Source organism: Wocania arenilitoris, from assembly GCF_021728535.1.
In the GTDB taxonomy this organism is placed as follows: domain Bacteria; phylum Bacteroidota; class Bacteroidia; order Flavobacteriales; family Flavobacteriaceae; genus Wocania_A; species Wocania_A arenilitoris.
Map to the genome: position 1 here is coordinate 46,805 of NZ_JAKKDU010000001.1, position 16,614 is coordinate 63,418.

The window sequence follows — 16,614 nt, forward strand, 5'->3', positions numbered from 1 at the left end:
TAAATACGACATGTTTACAACTAAAGCCAATACAATTTTTCGAGACGTTATAGAAAAATACCATGTAATTAATACAGTTGACCAACCTTTTGAAAATCCGTATAACAAAAGTTCTCATTTAATAGAACATCTTTTGTATAGAAAATGTTGGATTGACACAGTGCAATGGCATTACGAAGATATTATTCGCGACCCACAAATCGACCCTGTTGCTGCATTAACTTTAAAACGACAAATTGATGCATCAAACCAAGACAGAACCGATATGGTTGAGTATATTGATAGTTATTTTCTGGAAAAATATAAAAACGTTACTGTAAAAAACGAGGCTACTATAAATACCGAAAGTCCAGCTTGGGGAATTGATAGATTATCTATTTTGGCTTTAAAAGTATACCATATGAATGAGGAAGCTACTCGTAATGACGCTTCTGCGGAACACAAAGCAGCATGCCAAACAAAATTAGATGTTTTATTAGAGCAACGTGTTGACTTATCTACAGCTATCGATACACTTTTAAGCGATATTGAAAACGGTGATAAATACATGAAGGTTTACAAGCAAATGAAGATGTATAATGACGATGAGCTAAATCCTGTTTTAAGAAGTCAGAAATAAGACTTTGTCATCCTGAACTCGTTTCAGGATCTCATCAACTTTGTTGAGATGCCAAAAGAGCCAAAACACATCCTAGTCATTCGCCTCTCAGCCATGGGTGATGTTGCTATGACTGTTCCAGTTTTAAGAGCTTTAACACATCAATATCCTAAAGTAAAAATAACTGTTTTAACCAGAGCTTTTTTTAAGCCTTTTTTTAGAGGTTTGAAAAATGTATCGGTATTTGAAGCTGATGTTAAAGGCAAACACAAAGGCATTTATGGGTTGTATAAATTAGCAAGCCAACTTAATAAGGAAAATCATTTTGATGCTATTGCAGATTTACACAGTGTTTTAAGAAGCAAGATTCTAAAAAAGTTTATAAGATGTAAACGCTTTGTTTCCATTGATAAAGGCAGAAAAGAAAAACGACTTTTAACCTCAGGGAAACTATTCAAACAATTAAAAACCACCCACCAACGCTACGCCGATGTTTTTGAAACACTAGGGTTTCCTTTAAATTTATTAACTCCCGTTTTTCCTAAAAAAGCGCTTTTAACTCCTAAGCTTCAAATTATTTTAGGCGAAGATTCTAAAAAAAGAATTGGTATTGCGCCTTTTGCAGCTCACGAAGGTAAAATGTACCCTTTAGATTTGATGAAGCAAGTTATTAAAGTGCTTTCAAAAGATTACAAAGTGGTTTTATTTGGTGGCGGAAAACACGAAATAGCATTATTAAATGAGTTAGAAAATGAATTTAAAAACACCGTTAATATTGCTGGAAAATTAACACTTGATGAAGAAATGGACATCATTTCAAATTTAGATGCTATGCTGTCTATGGATTCTGGGAATGCCCATATTGCTGCCATGTTAGGTGTAAAAGTAATTACTATTTGGGGTGTAACCCATCCGTATGCTGGTTTTGCTCCATTCAATCAACCTGAAGATTATGCTTTACTTGCTGATAGAAATAAATATCCTAAAATACCAACATCAGTTTACGGAAACAAATATCCAGAATACTACAAAGAAGCTTCACGAAGTATTACACCTGAAACGATAGTTAAAAAAATTGTGTCTATTATCTAAAAATGTTTTATCATTCCTGCGAAGGCAGCAATCCATTTTACAACAATAAAGGGTCAATTAATAAGATTCCTGCTTTCTCAGGAATGACAGTTTAAACATCATTATAATCAACAGTTAAAGTTGACGATGTTGGATGTGCTTGACAGGTTAAAATTAAACCTTCAGCAACTTCATTTTCTGTTAAAATATTATTTTGTCTCATCGTCGCTTCGCCTTCTGTAATGCGTGCAATACAACTACTACAAATACCACCTTGACAAGAATAGGGTGCATCTAAATCTTCATCTAAAGCAGCCTCAAGTACGGTTTGTTTAGCAGACATTTCAAAGGTGGTTGTTTCATCATCTACAACAACAGTTATTTTTGTTTTGCCACTTGTTGTAGTAACATCTTCATCTATTTCAGCAGGTTTTGCAGCTTTAAAAAGCTCAAAGTGAATGCGAGTTTCATCAATATCATGTTCGGTTAAAACATCTTTAACGGTATGAATCATGGCTTCGGGTCCGCAAAGGTAAAAGGCATCAACATCAATATGTTTGTGCTTATTTTTCATAATATAATTAACCGTGCTTTTTTCAATTCTACCAAAAATAGCATCATCTTCATCAGCTTGACTAAACACAAATTGAATAGAAAATCGATCTTTATAAGCATGTTGAAGCTCTAAAAGCTCATTTAAAAACATGGTGTCTTTAGTTGTTTTGTTACCAAAAACTAAAATTACTTTACTATATACCTCTTCTTCTAAAGCACATTTTATAATACTTAAAACAGGTGTAATGCCACTGCCAGCAGCAAATGCGGCAATGTTTTTAGTTTTAGAATCATTAGGCTCAAAAACAAAGCGCCCTTTTGGTGGAGCGACTTCTAAAGTATCACCAGCTTGTAACGTATTGTTGGCATACGATGAAAATGTACCATCTTCAACCTCTTTTACGGCTACTTTTACTTCGCCACTTTTAGGCGAAGAACAAAGCGAGTAATCTCGACGCACCTCATTTCCATCAATTTCGGTTTTTAAAGTAATATATTGTCCTGCTTTAAATATAAAAGTGTTTTTTAAGTTTTCAGGGATATTAAAACTAATACTTATGGCTTTATTAGTTTCTCTTTTTATTGCTTTTATACTGAGTTTATGAAATGATGACATATATAAGATTTTTAGCAAAAATAGTGAAGTTGGTTTTTAAATTTTAACTTTATTTGTAACAATTGCAGTAAAACGTTTACTAACTGATTGAACTAAATTTAAAAATAAAACTAACCAAAACTATGATTAAGCATTTTATAAATTTAGAATGGAAGGCGTTTTTTAGATCGGCTAGCTTAGGCAAAAGCATTGCTATTAAAATATTTATGGGCTTTATGGCTCTATATTTTATGGTTATGTTTCTTATCATGGGGTTTTTTATGGATAAAATTTTAAAAGAGATTTATCCAGATTTAGATGCATTAGTTGCTTTTAATGGGCTTTTATTTTTTTGGATAATAGGCTTTACTTATTAGGTTCTTTTTTCAAAAACTACCAGTAATGAGTGTTAAGCCACTACTAACACTCCCAATAAAACGCAAATCTGTAGTTAATTTTGTTTTAAGAAAATCAGCTCTATCATTCATAAATTTTTTACCACTATTCGCCATTATTCCTTTTGGAATTAAATTAATTGCAAACGATTATAAAGCATCAACAGTTTTGGTTTGGATGTTTGTTATTGTACTCATTACATTAATCAACAATTTTTTAAATTTTATTATTGAAAGCTTATCTGCTAAAACAGAGCTTTCCTTTTTGCCAATTATTGTTTTTGTAGGTTCTCTTTTTGCATTAAATCATTTTAATATTTTAAATATAGCTAAGTTGCTTTCAAATGGGGTAACGGCAATTACTAAAAACCCAATTTTAGTAATCATTCCAATTTTAACCTTAATTGGGTTGTATGTATATAATTTTAAAATTTTAAGACAAAAACTGTTCTTAGATAACGGGTTAAAAACAAAGGTAAAAGAGGTAAACGCTTCAAATCTTGAATGGACTAAAAACTTTGGCGATATAGCCCCTTTTCTGCAATTAGATTTAAAACTAATTTGGAGAAACAAACGTACTAAATCGTCAGCTTTTTTAGTCTTAATTGGTTTGTTATATGGTTTGTTTTTTTATCCGCAACCAACGTATCAAAACATGCCTTGGTTTTTTATGTTTATTGGTGTGTTTTCAACAGGAATCTTCTTAATCAATTTCGGGCAGTTTATACCAGCTTGGGATAGTGGTTATTACAAACTCCTTATGAGTCAAAATATTAAGTACGAGCAATATTTAAAATCTAAGTTTACTTTAATGGCAGTAAGTGTAGTTATTTTATTTGTATTAGGAATCCCGTACGTGTATTTTGGGTGGAAAATTTTACTAGCACATTTTGCCGCTACTATTTATAATATAGGCGTTAACACACATGTAATTTTATATGGAGGGGCTTTTAACCGAAAAAAAATAGATTTAAGCCAAAAAGCAGCCTTTAATTACCAAGGTACGGGCGCAGTACAATGGTTAATTGGTATTCCACTTTTATTACTACCCATGGGTTTATTTGCGTTATTTTATTTTTTAATAGGATTCGAAATTGCCTGTTTAATCTTAGCAATAATGGGAGTAATTGGCATTGTTTTTCATCAAAAATTAATGAATACAATTACACAAAAATACATAGAATCAAAACATAAAATGATTAGTGCCTTCGATCAAAATAACTAAAAGAATATATTATAACATCAAACCTTTCAAAAAAATATAACAATAATACAGTTTTAAATATTGAAAACTTAGATATTCCTAAAGGACAAAGTTTTGGTTTAGTAGGTAATAACGGCGCAGGAAAAACAACTTACTTTAGCTTATTGCTTGATTTAATACAACCAACAACAGGCTATATTAAAAGCAATAACATAAAAGTAAGTGAAAGCGAAGATTGGAAACCATTTACCTCTGCTTTTATAGACGAAAGCTTTTTAATAGGCTATTTAACAGCCGAAGAATACTTCTATTTTATTGGCGAATTACGCGGACAAAACAAAGCTGATGTTGATAAATTAGTCAGTCAGTTTGAAGATTTTTTTCATGGGGAAATTCTAGACCAAAAAAAATATTTGCGCGATTTAAGTAAAGGAAACCAGAAAAAAGCAGGTATTGTTGCAGCACTAATTGGCAATCCTGAAGTTATTATTTTAGATGAACCCTTTGCAAATCTAGATCCAACGACTCAAATTCGACTGAAAGGCATTGTTAAAAATTTAGCCGAAAAACAAGGCGTAACTGTTTTAATTTCCAGTCACGATTTAATGCATGTAACCGATGTTTGTGAGCGTATTGTAGTACTTGAAAAAGGTGAAATAGTTAAAGATTTAGCGACAAGTGAAGCCACTTTAAAAGAACTTGAAGCACATTTTTCTGAAACGCAGGTAGTTTAAAAGCCAATTGATTTTACAGTTAAATCCAAAAAGATGCTTATTTTTACGGTTGTATATAATAATAGCTGTACTTTTCAGTTATTTATTAGACTAAAAAAACCAGCATTGAAATGAGCACAAATAAATTTATTTTTTTGTTTGACTTCATAAAAAATATAATTTTTTGTGAGAAAGCGAAGCGGTTGATTTGCGTAGGAAATTTTTATTTTATTCCATTTAAAAATAAAAATTTTTAAGTAAATGAAAGTACCAATTAAAGCCATACTACTTATAGTTTTTTATATTGTTATGGTAACAGGTTGTTCTAGAAAAAAAGACAATTTTGTTAGTCGAAATTATCATGCCGTTACTGCCGAATTCAATGCGCTTTATAATGGCTACTTAGCCTTAGAACAAGGAAGAAACAGCTTAAACGAAAGCTACAATGATGATTATTGGGAAATTCTTCCCATCGAGCGCATGCAAATACAAGAAGACATTGTGTTGCCTGGGCAATCTAAAAACGAAAACTTTAATAGAGCCGAGGAAAAAGCGGTAAAAGCCATTCAAAAGCATAGTATAAATATTGAAGGCAGAGAAAAAAACCCACAAATAGACGAGGCATATTTGCTTTTAGGTAAAGCACGTTATTTCGATCAGCGATTCGTTCCAGCTCTAGCTGCATTTAATAATATTCTTAATAAATACCCTACTAGCGATAAAATAAATCAAGTAAAAATTTGGCGCGAGAAAGCAAATATCCGTTTAGAAAACAACGAAATTGCCATAAAAAAACTAAAACGTTTATTGGATGAGGAAGAGTTAGAAGATCAGGATTTAGCAGACGCCACATCTATTTTAGCTCAAGCCTATTTAAACACTAAATCTGTAGATAGTGCCATTACACAATTAGAAATTGCTGCAAACGCCACAAAAAATAACGACGAGCGGGGGCGTTACCGATTTATACAAGGGCAACTTTACAATACATTAGGCTACAAAGACAGCGCGAATATTGCTTTCGATAAAGTTATTGAACTCAACAGAAAAACACCTCGAATTTACATGATTAGTGCTCATATTGAAAAAATTAAAAATTTCGATTATGAAACTGGAGATAAATATGCGCTTTTAGAACATCTTACAGAACTTGAAGAAAACAGAGAAAACAGACCATATTTAGATAAAATTTATCATCAAATTGGGGAACACTATTTAAAGAATCAATCAGATTCTTTAGCAGTAACTTACTACAATAAATCGCTGCGAACCAACTCTCAAGACAAATTGCTAGTAGCAAAAAATTATGAGACTTTGGGCGACATGAATTTCGATAAATCGATGTATGAAGTCGCAGGTAATTATTACGATAGCACCATGGCAAGTTTGGTATTAAACTCTAAGCCATATCGTGTTATTAAAAGGAAAAGAGATAATTTAGAAGATGTTATTTATTATGAAAATATAGCCCGTGTAAATGATAGTATTTTGCAATTAGTAAATTTTTCTGAAACAGAAAGGCTGGAATATTTTGAGTCTTTTGTTGAAGCCCTAAAAATTAAGGATGAAGAAGAAAAAGCTAAAGCAGAAGCAGCAGAACGTAATGCAGCAGGATTAGCAACTATAGACAATAAAATTGGTAATCAATCACAAAATAATGCTGCTCCAAACCAAGCGGCACTGTTTTATTTTTACAACCCAACTACAGTGGCGTATGGTAAAAACGAATTTATTAAAATTTGGGGTAATAGAACTTTAGAAGATAACTGGCGATGGGCTAACAAAACAACATCTAGTGCAGGAAATAATGCATCAGATATAAATATTGTAGATACAGCATCAGACGAAGAGCGTTTAGACCCTCAATTTTATATCTCAAAAATCCCAACCGAAGAAAAGGCAATTGATAGTATTTCAAAAGAACGCAATTTTGCGTACTATCAATTAGGACTCATTTATAAAGAGAAATTTAAAGAATACAACTTATCAAAAAACAAGTTTCAAAATTTATTAAGTAGTAATCCTGAAGAACGCCTCATATTACTTTCAAAATATAATTTATATAAGATTTATCAATTACTGGGAGAAAACGATGAAGCTTTAATTGCTAAAAACGAGATTGTTACCAACTATCCAGATTCGCGTTATGCTACAATTTTAAACAATCCAGATTTAGCAAATCTAAAAGATGAAAATAGCCCTGAAAATATTTACGAAGCCATATATACGCAACACGAAAATCAACAATACGCAGAGGTAATCTCTAAATGCGAAAACTATATTAATGTATTTGATGGCGACCCCATTGTTTCTAAATTCGAACTTTTAAAAGCTACCGCCACAGGTAGATTGTTTGGTTACGAAGCTTATAAAAAAGCTATAAATTATGTGGCCATAACCTTTGCAAATACAGAGGAAGGTAAACAAGCCCAAAAAATTGAAGAGGAGCTTTTACCAAAAATATCGGCTACAGATTTTATTGAAGAAACCGAAGATGTTTCAACAAATTTTAAAGTGATATACAAATTTGAAAATACCGAGTTAGAGAACATAGAAATGTTTCAAAAAACATTAGATTCTGTTTTAAAAAACATTAAATATTACAATTTAAAAACATCGGTCGATGTTTATAACCCAAATACAACATTCGTTATAATACATGGTTTAAAAAATGCTCAAGTTGCTAAAACTTTCGATCAATTATTAACTAAAGAAGATAAACAAAAAATAACAAAACCTTATTTTGCAATATCATCTGCAAATTATCAAATCGTTCAGATTCATAAAAATCTAGATACGTATTTAAGTCTAAGTAATAAATAAAAATTAATAACATTATGTTCTCTGATAATAAAAAAGACAAACAAAAGACAGAAGGAACATCGAGTCAAAACATTATATCTAAAGGCACTAAAATAGTAGGTGACTTTAATAGCGAAGGCGATTTTAGAATTGATGGGATTATAGAAGGAAACATTAAAACCACAGGAAAAGTAGTAGTAGGAAAAGCTGGTTTTATTAAAGGAACTTTACAGGGCACCGATGCTTATTTTGAAGGTAAGTTTTCAGGAAAACTATCACTATCTGGTACGCTTACATTAAAAACGGCGGCACATATTGAAGGCGAAGTAGTAGTTGGAAAGCTAGCTGTAGAACCTGGTGCAACTTTTAATGTAGCCTGTGTTATGAAAGGTACCGTAAAAGAAATGAATAAAGGTGGGCAACAAAGACAATCAGAAACCGAAAAAACAGCTTAAAAACGCTGTTGTTCTTATGGGAATAGGCATGCAAATGGGTGTTACTATTTACCTATTTGTTTTGTTGGGTAAATGGTTAGATACAAATTATAATGACGGCGAAAAGTTGTATCTAATTATAATGACACTTTTAGGAGTTGCTATATCTCTTTATGCTGTTTTAAAGCAAATCAATCGAATTAAATATTAATGAGAAACCCCTTTTTTCGTTTTTCAATTAAAGCAATTATTCTTTTATGCGTTGTTTTCTGCGTTCATATTTTAATTTTAAATATATCCAATTTATCAGTATTTGAAAACAGAATAGTGCTTTCTTATTGCATTAATCTAGTTTTAGTAATTATAGTTTTTGGATTACTTTACTTATTAAAAGAAAAATATAAAGCACAACTAGGATTTCTGTTTTTAATTGGAAGTTTCTTAAAATTTGCTGTTTTTTTTATTGTTTTTTATCCTTTTTACAAGCAGGATGATGTAATTACAAAACTTGAATTTGCAGCTTTTTTTGTGCCATATGTAGTTGGCTTAATTTTAGAGACTTTTAGCTTGAGTAAATGGCTAAATAAATTAGACTAAATTTATTATAATTCACATAAAATAATTCATATAAAATAAAACCAAAAATAGTTTTGGTTTTTGAGATAAAAACATACCTTTGCACCGATTTTTAAGCCACTATTATTTAAAGTGATATGCGAAGAAAAATATCTTTAAAGCCAATTACATTATTACTATTTATAGTAACTTTTGTTACTTACAGTCAAGAAGAGCACGGACATGCAGATTCTGGTAGTGATAAAAAGTCTGAAGTAAAAGCATACATCCAACATCACCTGAAGGATTCATACGATTTTAATCTATTTTCTTGGACTACCGATTCTGGTGAAGAAAAACACTTTGGGTTTTCTTTACCTGTAATTCTTTGGGATGGAGGTTTAAAAGTATTCTCTTCATCTAAATTTCATCATGGAGAAACTGTTGCAGAAGTTGATGGTAATTACTATAAAAATTATCATGGTAAAATTTATAAGACTGATGCAGAAGGAACTATTAACTACGATGCAGAGCATCATGCTACAAACGAAAAACCACTAGACTTTTCAATTACTAAGAACGTCACTATGATTATGATGGTTTTTGCTATTATGTTCTTTATGTTTAGTCGTATGGCAAAATCATACAAGAAAAATAATGGTATGCCAAAAGGGATGGGTCGTTTTTTAGAGCCTATTGTTCTTTATGTTAGAGATGAAATTGCAAAACCTAATATTGGAGAAAAGTATTATAAGAGATATATGAGTTATTTATTAACCGTATTTTTCTTTGTTTGGATTGTTAACTTATTTGGCTTAACACCAATAGGCATGAATGTAACCAATAATATAGCTGTTACATTATGTTTGGCATTAATAACGTATATAATCACAACATTTTCAGGTAATAAAAATTACTGGAAACATATTTTCTGGATGCCAGGTGTACCGGTTCCTATGAAAATAATATTAGCGCCAATTGAATTGTTAGGAACTATCATTAAACCATTTGCATTAATGATTCGTTTGTATGCTAACATTACAGCAGGTCACGTAGTATTAATGAGTATTATAGGAATGGTATTCTTATTCCAAAATTGGTTAGGAAGCGGTTTATCATTTATGTTAGCGTTTGTTTTAGCTATTTTAGAATTGTTAGTAGCAGCATTACAAGCGTATATATTTACTGTGCTTTCGGCGCTATATTTTGGTATGGCTGTTGAAGAGCATGATCATCACTAAAGAAGTGATTTTAAAATTGAATGTTTAATTAATAATTATATATTTTATGGAAATTCCAGCTATCGTAGGAGCAGGTTTAGTAGTAATTGGGGCAGGTATCGGGATCGGTAAGATCGGTGGTTCTGCAATGGAAGCAATTGCGCGTCAACCAGAAGCTACAGGAAAAATTCAAACGGCTATGCTTATTGCAGCAGCCTTAATTGAAGGTATTGGTTTTGCAGCATTATTTGCTGTAAACTAAAACAAACAAAGAAACAGCTATAACGGTTGGTTATAGCTGTTCTTTTTAGTTAAACAGAAATTGTTTTAGAATTATAGTATTATGGAAAAATTATTTGAAGACTTTTCATTAGGATTATTTGTTTGGCAAGCAGTATTGTTTATTGCACTAATTCTTTTATTAAGAAAGTTCGCTTGGAAACCAATTTTAGATTCAGTTAATGATAGAGAAGAAGGTATTAAAAACGCATTAGATTCTGCTGAAAAAGCAAAATTAGAAATGGAAAACCTTCAAGCAGATAACCAAAAGTTAATTAAGGAAGCAAGAGCAGAACGCGAAGCTATGCTTAAAGAGGCTCGTGAAATCAAAAATAAAATGATCGAAGACGCTAAAGATGAAGCTAAAGAAACTGCTAATAAGTTAATTGCTCAAGCGCAAGAATCTATAGAAACAGAAAAGAAAGCAGCAATTTCAGAGTTAAAGTCGCAAGTGGCTAACTTATCAATTGATATTGCAGAAAAAGTGGTTCGTGAAGAATTATCTAATAAAGACAAACAAGTAAAATTGGTTGAATCTATGTTAGGTGAAGCAACTTTAAACTAGGGTTAGATGGCAGGAACTAGAGCAGCAATACGTTATGCAAAAGCAGTACTAAGTTTAGCAAGTCAGCAAAAAGCAGCAGAAGCTGTAAGCAAAGACATGAAGCTAATTGCTACTACTATAGATGAAAATGAAGAATTAAGTCAGGTGCTTAAAAGCGCAATTGTTAAGTCGGATGAGAAAAAAGCAGCCTTAACTCAAATTTTCCCAAAAATAAACACAATAAGTTCTGAGTTGTTCAACCTATTAATGTCTAACAAAAGAATTGACATTTTAGGAGATGTTGCAACTAAGTACAATCAGTTATTTGATGTATTAAACGGAAAACAAATAGCACAAGTAACAACGGCTATTCCGATGACTGATGATTTAGAATTAAAAGTGCTTGCAAAAATAAAAGAACTTACAAGTAAAGCAGTAGAATTAGAAAACATTGTCGATGAAAGTATTTTAGGCGGTTTCATCTTACGTGTTGGAGACAAACAATACAATGCTAGTATAGCAAACAAATTAAATAAGTTAAAAAGAGAATTTACTTTAAATTAAAATAAAATGGCAGAAGTAAAACCAGCTGAAATTTCAGCAATCTTAAAACAACAACTTTCGGGTTTTGAAGCATCGGCTTCATTAGATGAGGTAGGAACAGTATTAACAGTAGGTGATGGTATTGTACGTGCTTACGGATTGTCTAATGCACAATACGGGGAGTTAGTAGAATTTGATGGTGGTCTTGAAGGTATTGTACTTAACCTTGAAGAGGATAACGTAGGTATTGTATTATTAGGACACTCTAAAGCAGTAGCTGAAGGTTCTACAGTAAAGCGTACAGGTCGTATCGCATCTATAAATGTAGGAGAAGGTATTGTTGGACGTGTTGTTGATACATTAGGAAACCCTATAGATGGTAAAGGACCAATTACTGGAGAAACTTACCAAATGCCATTAGAGCGTAAAGCTCCTGGAGTAATTTATCGTGAACCAGTTACTGAGCCATTACAAACAGGTATTAAGTCTATAGACGCCATGATTCCTGTAGGGCGTGGGCAACGTGAGTTAGTAATTGGTGATAGACAAACAGGAAAAACTACCGTTTGTATCGATACGATTTTAAATCAAAAAGAATTTTACGATGCAGGCGAGCCTGTATATTGTATATATGTTGCAGTAGGTCAAAAAGCATCTACCGTAGCAAACATTGCTAAAGTATTAGAAGAAAGAGGCGCATTAGCTTATACAACTATTGTAGCAGCAAATGCATCAGACCCTGCACCAATGCAGGTATACGCTCCAATGGCAGGTGCTGCAATTGGTGAGTATTTTAGAGATACTGGTCGTCCAGCATTAATCATTTACGATGATTTATCTAAACAAGCAGTAGCTTACCGTGAGGTGTCTTTATTATTACGTCGTCCACCAGGACGTGAGGCGTACCCAGGCGATGTATTTTACTTACACTCTAGATTATTAGAGCGTTCTGCAAAAGTTATTAATGATGATGATATTGCTAAGAACATGAACGATTTACCAGATAGCTTGAAGCCTATGGTAAAAGGTGGAGGTTCTTTAACAGCTTTACCAATTATTGAAACACAAGCAGGTGATGTTTCTGCATATATTCCAACTAACGTAATTTCTATTACAGATGGACAAATTTTCTTAGACGGAGATTTATTTAACTCTGGTGTTCGTCCAGCAATTAACGTAGGTATTTCGGTATCTCGTGTTGGTGGTAACGCACAGATTAAATCTATGAAAAAGGTGGCAGGTACTTTAAAATTAGATCAAGCGCAATTCCGTGAATTAGAAGCATTTGCTAAGTTTGGATCTGATTTAGATGCCGTTACTTTAAATGTAATTGAAAAAGGAAAACGTAACGTTGAAATCTTAAAGCAAGCACAAAACGATCCGTTTACAGTTGAAGATCAAATAGCCATTATTTATGCGGGATCTAAAAACTTATTAAGAGACGTTCCTGTTGAAAAAATAAAAGAATTTGAAAGAGATTTCATAGAATTCTTAAATGCTAAACACAGAAATATTTTAGATACATTAAAAGCAGGTAAGTTAACTGATGAGGTTATAGATACATTAACAGCTGTAGCAAAAGATTTATCAGGAAAATATAACTAAAGTTCAGAGTGATAAGTTATGAGTTCAGAGTAATTCACTCATAACAGAATACTTTTTTATAAGTACGATGTCATTAAATAACAGTCCTATTAGAGTAAAGAGTTTTCAATTTGCTTGTGATATTGTTCATTTTACTGACAAATTAAAAGAAAATAAAGATTTTGAATTAGCATCTCAATTAATAAAAAGCGGAACAAGTATTGGAGCCAATACTAGAGAAGCTTAAAGAGGAGTTAGCACAAAGGATTTTAAAAATAAGTTTGGTATAGCACTTAAAGAAGCTGATGAAACCAAATATTGGTTAGAAATTTTAGAAGCGACTGGAAGAGAAATACCAAAAGACATGATGAATAAATGTGAGGAGTTAATAAGGATATTGGTTGCGATAATCAAGAACTCATAACTCAGCATTCATAACTCATAACTTGAAAAATGGCAAACTTAAAAGAAATACGTAACAGAATATCATCAGTATCATCAACGATGCAGATTACCAGTGCCATGAAAATGGTGTCTGCCGCAAAGTTAAAGAAAGCTCAAGATGCTATTACCGCAATGCGTCCTTATGCAGATAAGTTAACCGAGCTTTTACAAAGCCTAAGTGCGACTTTAGATGCAGATTCTGGAAGTAAATATTCTACACAACGCGAAGTTAACAATGTATTAATTGTTACTATTACCTCTAACAGAGGTTTATGTGGCGCTTTTAATTCTAACATTATTAAGCAAACACAAAACTTAATAAATAATGTGTATGCTGATAAAAAAGTTTCTGTTGTTGCGATAGGAAAAAAGGCAAATGATGCGTTTTCAAAGCAAAATATTGTAATCGCTAATAAAAGTGAAGTCTTCGATGATTTAACTTTTGATAATGTTGCAGAAATTGCAGAAATGCTAATGGAGAAATTTGTTGCAGGTGAGTTTGATAAAATTGAAATTGTGTACAACAAGTTCAAAAACGCAGCGACTCAAATTGTTATGACTGAACAATTTCTACCAATCGTGCCTGTTGAAGGCGAAGCCATTAATAATGCCGATTATATTTTTGAGCCATCAAAAATTGAAATCGTAGAACAGTTAATTCCTAAGTCATTAAAAACACAATTGTTTAAAGGGATAAGAGATTCTTTTGCAAGTGAACATGGTGCACGTATGACAGCAATGCATAAAGCAACAGATAACGCTACAGAATTAAGAGACCAGCTTAAGTTAACGTATAACAAAGCACGTCAAGCCGCAATTACTAATGAAATATTAGAAATTGTAGGTGGAGCAGAAGCATTGAACAATTAATATCTTTGTTTTACTGAACCTGTTTCAGTATCACATAACATATAAGCCTCACAATAGTGAGGTTTTTTTGTGGCATCCATTTTGTAAATAGTATTTTTATAATATTTTAAATTTTATCTAAATGAAACCTTTAAAAAACATATCTTTTATCCTTTTATTATTAGTAATTATGTCTAGTTTTTTACATTGTTCAAGCACTAAAAAGCTTCAAAGCGAAATACCTTTTGAAATAGGAGACGTATATTATCAGGATTGGGTTACTGGAGAAAAAGGAGGAGGCTCGGGTGTTAACTTATTTATTCCAATAATTTTAAACCCTAATAATATCATATTAGACAGTATTTATTTTAGAGGTGAACAATCTAAACTAGAAATGACTAATAAAACTCTTTACGTAGGTCGTTTTCAAGACGATTCAAACGAAAAAGAAGATATTATTATGAGTAATGAACCTTTTGCTGAATATGGCAATAAAGTGCCAGAATTCCCCAAAAAAATACCGTTTAAATTGAAAGCCAATGCGTGCGTTATTAGCTATAAACAAGGGATTAAAATTAAATATTTTAAAATTGAAGGGTTAACTAAAAAGTAGAATTATAATACCCAAGATCTTCACCTAAAAATCAATAGCCTTTTATTATAGCGTCTATTTATTTTTTTAGAAAAATAGAGCCATGTTAAATCCGTTTTAAACGGTTTGGTTAGCGTTAGCTAAAAACGTATTTTTAGCCTATAAATAACCAATCGTTGAGCGGACTCAAATCACTTTTTAAACAAACATTTATTTACGGTTTAGCTACTGTGCTTCCAAGAATGTTAAGTTTTTTATTGGTGCGTTTACATACCGATGAAAGTGTACTAAAATCGGTTGCAGATTATGGTGATGTTTCCTTAATATTTTCATATTTCGTTTTATTCAATGTGGTTTTAGCCTATGGTATGGAAACGGCATTCTTTAGGTTTTTTAATAAAGAAGGGGATAAATCAAAGGTTATTGGCACGTCTTCTATTTCATTAATAATAACCTCAGTACTTTTCTTTATTATCGCAATCGCTTTTCAAAACCAGATTGCAAATGCCATTGATATTAAAGCAGAATATATTCATTTAGTTATCTGGATTTTACTATTGGATGCCTTGGTAATCATTCCATTTGCTTGGTTACGTGCCAATGCAAAACCAATAAAGTATGCAGTTATCAAAACTTTAAATGTAGTTATAAACCTAGGCTTAAATCTGTTTTTATTATTATGGCTAAAAGATTTAGCTTCAGAATCTTCTTTGTTTGAATCTATTTACAAACCTAATTACGAAATCAACTATATATTTATTGCCAATTTAGTGGCAAGTGGGGTAACGCTGTTATTAATGCTTCCATTTTATTTTAAGATAAAGTACACTTTCAATTCTACACTTTGGAAACAAATGATGCGTTACGCTTTTCCTGTTTTAATTGCAGGTGTGGCATTTTCTGTAAACGAGACGTTTGATAGGATTTTATTGGACAAACTGTTACCAGAAAACATAGCTAAAACAGAAATAGGAATGTATTCAGCTTGCTACAAACTAGCGTTATTTATGACGCTTTTCGCAACAGCTTACCGTTTAGGGATAGAACCCTTCTTTTTTAGTCATGCTAAAACAGAAAATCCACAGAAAAATTATGCTAAAATTTTAGAGTACTTTGTGATTTTTGGTTCGGTAATTTTATTAATTGTAGTTGTTTTTGCAGATGTTTTAAAAGTTATTTTTATTGGCGATGAGGCTTATTGGCAAGCCATGTGGATTGTGCCAATTATTTTACTGGCAAATTTTTGTTTGGGTATTTATCATAACTTATCGGTGTGGTATAAAATAACCGATAGAACAAAATTTGGAGCTTACATATCTGTTTTTGGAGCCATTTTAACGCTAGTCTTAAACTTTTGGCTTATTCCAGTCATGAGCTATAAAGGGTCTGCAATTGCTACATTAACCGCTTATGCATGTATGATGTTCGCGTCGTTTTATTTTGGAAGAAAATATTATCCAATTCCTTACAATCTTAAGAAAATCGGATTATATTTAGTGCTTTCCATTAGTCTATCAAGTTTGTCATTTTATCAATTTAGAGAAAATTATAGTATTGGAATAGCGTTGTTAATTGTATTTTTGACAATCGTATATATCTCAGAAAAAAATCAAATTAAACAATTATTAAAGCGTTAA

Annotated in this window: 18 protein-coding genes and 1 pseudogene; 18 read left to right on the forward strand and 1 reads right to left on the reverse strand. The window is 31.8% G+C overall.

Features of this window, described 5'->3' with window-relative positions; genetic code table 11:
• The first annotated feature begins 10 nt into the window (after nt 1-10).
• The gene (locus L3X37_RS00210) at nt 11-619 is read left to right on the forward strand and encodes a DUF4254 domain-containing protein (RefSeq protein ID WP_237238124.1); all 609 of its coding nucleotides are present in this window, start codon (nt 11-13) and stop codon (nt 617-619) included.
• Nucleotides 620-667: 48 nt separating this feature from the next.
• On the forward strand, nt 668-1,690 hold the full coding sequence (locus L3X37_RS00215; protein ID WP_237238126.1) for a glycosyltransferase family 9 protein: 1,023 nt from the start codon (nt 668-670) through the stop codon (nt 1,688-1,690).
• A 91-nt stretch (nt 1,691-1,781) separates the two neighbouring features.
• Here L3X37_RS00215 and L3X37_RS00220 read toward each other — a convergent pair whose 3' ends face one another.
• The gene (locus L3X37_RS00220) at nt 1,782-2,840 is read right to left on the reverse strand and encodes a ferredoxin--NADP reductase (RefSeq protein ID WP_237238128.1); all 1,059 of its coding nucleotides are present in this window, start codon (nt 2,838-2,840) and stop codon (nt 1,782-1,784) included.
• Nucleotides 2,841-2,962: 122 nt separating this feature from the next.
• Here L3X37_RS00220 and L3X37_RS15205 point away from each other — a divergent pair, with 122 nt between their 5' ends.
• The 16 genes and pseudogenes from L3X37_RS15205 to L3X37_RS00295 all read left to right on the forward strand — a co-directional run bounded on the left by L3X37_RS15205 (nt 2,963) and on the right by L3X37_RS00295 (nt 16,614).
• Nucleotides 2,963-3,196, forward strand: coding sequence for a DUF5687 family protein (locus L3X37_RS15205; RefSeq protein ID WP_262910760.1), 234 nt, complete (start codon nt 2,963-2,965; stop codon nt 3,194-3,196).
• 25 nt (nt 3,197-3,221) lie between these two features.
• Entirely contained in the window at nt 3,222-4,439 is a 1,218-nt protein-coding gene (locus L3X37_RS00225; protein ID WP_262910761.1) for a DUF5687 family protein, read from the forward strand.
• Between the two features lie 8 nt (nt 4,440-4,447).
• The gene (locus tag L3X37_RS00230; RefSeq protein WP_237238392.1) at nt 4,448-5,152 is read left to right on the forward strand and encodes an ABC transporter ATP-binding protein; all 705 of its coding nucleotides are present in this window, start codon (nt 4,448-4,450) and stop codon (nt 5,150-5,152) included.
• Nucleotides 5,153-5,392: 240 nt separating this feature from the next.
• On the forward strand, nt 5,393-7,954 hold the full coding sequence (gene porW, locus L3X37_RS00235) for a type IX secretion system periplasmic lipoprotein PorW/SprE (protein ID WP_237238130.1): 2,562 nt from the start codon (nt 5,393-5,395) through the stop codon (nt 7,952-7,954).
• 14 nt (nt 7,955-7,968) lie between these two features.
• On the forward strand, nt 7,969-8,388 hold the full coding sequence (locus tag L3X37_RS00240) for a bactofilin family protein (protein ID WP_237238131.1): 420 nt from the start codon (nt 7,969-7,971) through the stop codon (nt 8,386-8,388).
• A 16-nt stretch (nt 8,389-8,404) separates the two neighbouring features.
• Complete coding sequence (locus L3X37_RS00245) at nt 8,405-8,578, forward strand: AtpZ/AtpI family protein (RefSeq protein ID WP_237238132.1); 174 nt, start codon at nt 8,405-8,407, stop codon at nt 8,576-8,578.
• Nucleotides 8,578-8,964, forward strand: a complete 387-nt coding sequence (locus L3X37_RS00250) for a hypothetical protein (RefSeq protein WP_237238133.1) — start codon at nt 8,578-8,580, stop codon at nt 8,962-8,964. Before L3X37_RS00245 ends, L3X37_RS00250 begins: the two co-directional genes overlap by 1 nt.
• A gap of 116 nt (nt 8,965-9,080) precedes the next feature.
• A complete protein-coding gene (atpB, locus tag L3X37_RS00255) occupies nt 9,081-10,163 on the forward strand; it encodes a F0F1 ATP synthase subunit A (RefSeq protein ID WP_237238134.1) in 1,083 nt (360 codons plus the stop codon).
• 46 nt (nt 10,164-10,209) lie between these two features.
• Nucleotides 10,210-10,404 carry an ATP synthase F0 subunit C gene (gene atpE, locus L3X37_RS00260; RefSeq protein ID WP_223032293.1) on the forward strand — a complete coding sequence of 65 codons (195 nt, stop codon included), beginning with the start codon at nt 10,210-10,212 and terminating at the stop codon, nt 10,402-10,404.
• An 81-nt stretch (nt 10,405-10,485) separates the two neighbouring features.
• Entirely contained in the window at nt 10,486-10,986 is a 501-nt protein-coding gene (locus L3X37_RS00265; protein ID WP_237238135.1) for a F0F1 ATP synthase subunit B, read from the forward strand.
• Nucleotides 10,987-10,992: 6 nt separating this feature from the next.
• On the forward strand, nt 10,993-11,529 hold the full coding sequence (gene atpH, locus L3X37_RS00270) for an ATP synthase F1 subunit delta (protein ID WP_237238136.1): 537 nt from the start codon (nt 10,993-10,995) through the stop codon (nt 11,527-11,529).
• A gap of 6 nt (nt 11,530-11,535) precedes the next feature.
• The gene (atpA, locus tag L3X37_RS00275; protein WP_237238137.1) at nt 11,536-13,113 is read left to right on the forward strand and encodes a F0F1 ATP synthase subunit alpha; all 1,578 of its coding nucleotides are present in this window, start codon (nt 11,536-11,538) and stop codon (nt 13,111-13,113) included.
• Nucleotides 13,114-13,180: 67 nt separating this feature from the next.
• Nucleotides 13,181-13,516: pseudogene (locus tag L3X37_RS00280) on the forward strand (four helix bundle protein).
• Between the two features lie 29 nt (nt 13,517-13,545).
• On the forward strand, nt 13,546-14,406 hold the full coding sequence (atpG, locus tag L3X37_RS00285; protein WP_237238139.1) for an ATP synthase F1 subunit gamma: 861 nt from the start codon (nt 13,546-13,548) through the stop codon (nt 14,404-14,406).
• A gap of 121 nt (nt 14,407-14,527) precedes the next feature.
• The gene (locus tag L3X37_RS00290; RefSeq protein WP_237238141.1) at nt 14,528-14,998 is read left to right on the forward strand and encodes a hypothetical protein; all 471 of its coding nucleotides are present in this window, start codon (nt 14,528-14,530) and stop codon (nt 14,996-14,998) included.
• Nucleotides 14,999-15,153: 155 nt separating this feature from the next.
• Entirely contained in the window at nt 15,154-16,614 is a 1,461-nt protein-coding gene (locus L3X37_RS00295; protein ID WP_237238143.1) for a lipopolysaccharide biosynthesis protein, read from the forward strand.

Bases quoted from the DNA above. Each gene is read 5' to 3' on its own strand.
- L3X37_RS00210 (WP_237238124.1), top strand. From the start codon at position 11: ATGTTTACAACTAAAGCCAATACAATTTTTCGAGACGTTATAGAAAAA.
- L3X37_RS00215 (WP_237238126.1), top strand. From the start codon at position 668: ATGCCAAAAGAGCCAAAACACATCCTAGTCATTCGCCTCTCAGCCATG.
- L3X37_RS00220 (WP_237238128.1), bottom strand. From the start codon at position 2,840: ATGTCATCATTTCATAAACTCAGTATAAAAGCAATAAAAAGAGAAACT.
- L3X37_RS15205 (WP_262910760.1), top strand. From the start codon at position 2,963: ATGATTAAGCATTTTATAAATTTAGAATGGAAGGCGTTTTTTAGATCG.
- L3X37_RS00225 (WP_262910761.1), top strand. From the start codon at position 3,222: ATGAGTGTTAAGCCACTACTAACACTCCCAATAAAACGCAAATCTGTA.
- porW (WP_237238130.1), top strand. From the start codon at position 5,393: ATGAAAGTACCAATTAAAGCCATACTACTTATAGTTTTTTATATTGTT.
- L3X37_RS00240 (WP_237238131.1), top strand. From the start codon at position 7,969: ATGTTCTCTGATAATAAAAAAGACAAACAAAAGACAGAAGGAACATCG.
- L3X37_RS00245 (WP_237238132.1), top strand. From the start codon at position 8,405: ATGGGAATAGGCATGCAAATGGGTGTTACTATTTACCTATTTGTTTTG.
- L3X37_RS00250 (WP_237238133.1), top strand. From the start codon at position 8,578: ATGAGAAACCCCTTTTTTCGTTTTTCAATTAAAGCAATTATTCTTTTA.
- atpB (WP_237238134.1), top strand. From the start codon at position 9,081: ATGCGAAGAAAAATATCTTTAAAGCCAATTACATTATTACTATTTATA.
- atpE (WP_223032293.1), top strand. From the start codon at position 10,210: ATGGAAATTCCAGCTATCGTAGGAGCAGGTTTAGTAGTAATTGGGGCA.
- L3X37_RS00265 (WP_237238135.1), top strand. From the start codon at position 10,486: ATGGAAAAATTATTTGAAGACTTTTCATTAGGATTATTTGTTTGGCAA.
- atpH (WP_237238136.1), top strand. From the start codon at position 10,993: ATGGCAGGAACTAGAGCAGCAATACGTTATGCAAAAGCAGTACTAAGT.
- atpA (WP_237238137.1), top strand. From the start codon at position 11,536: ATGGCAGAAGTAAAACCAGCTGAAATTTCAGCAATCTTAAAACAACAA.
- atpG (WP_237238139.1), top strand. From the start codon at position 13,546: ATGGCAAACTTAAAAGAAATACGTAACAGAATATCATCAGTATCATCA.
- L3X37_RS00290 (WP_237238141.1), top strand. From the start codon at position 14,528: ATGAAACCTTTAAAAAACATATCTTTTATCCTTTTATTATTAGTAATT.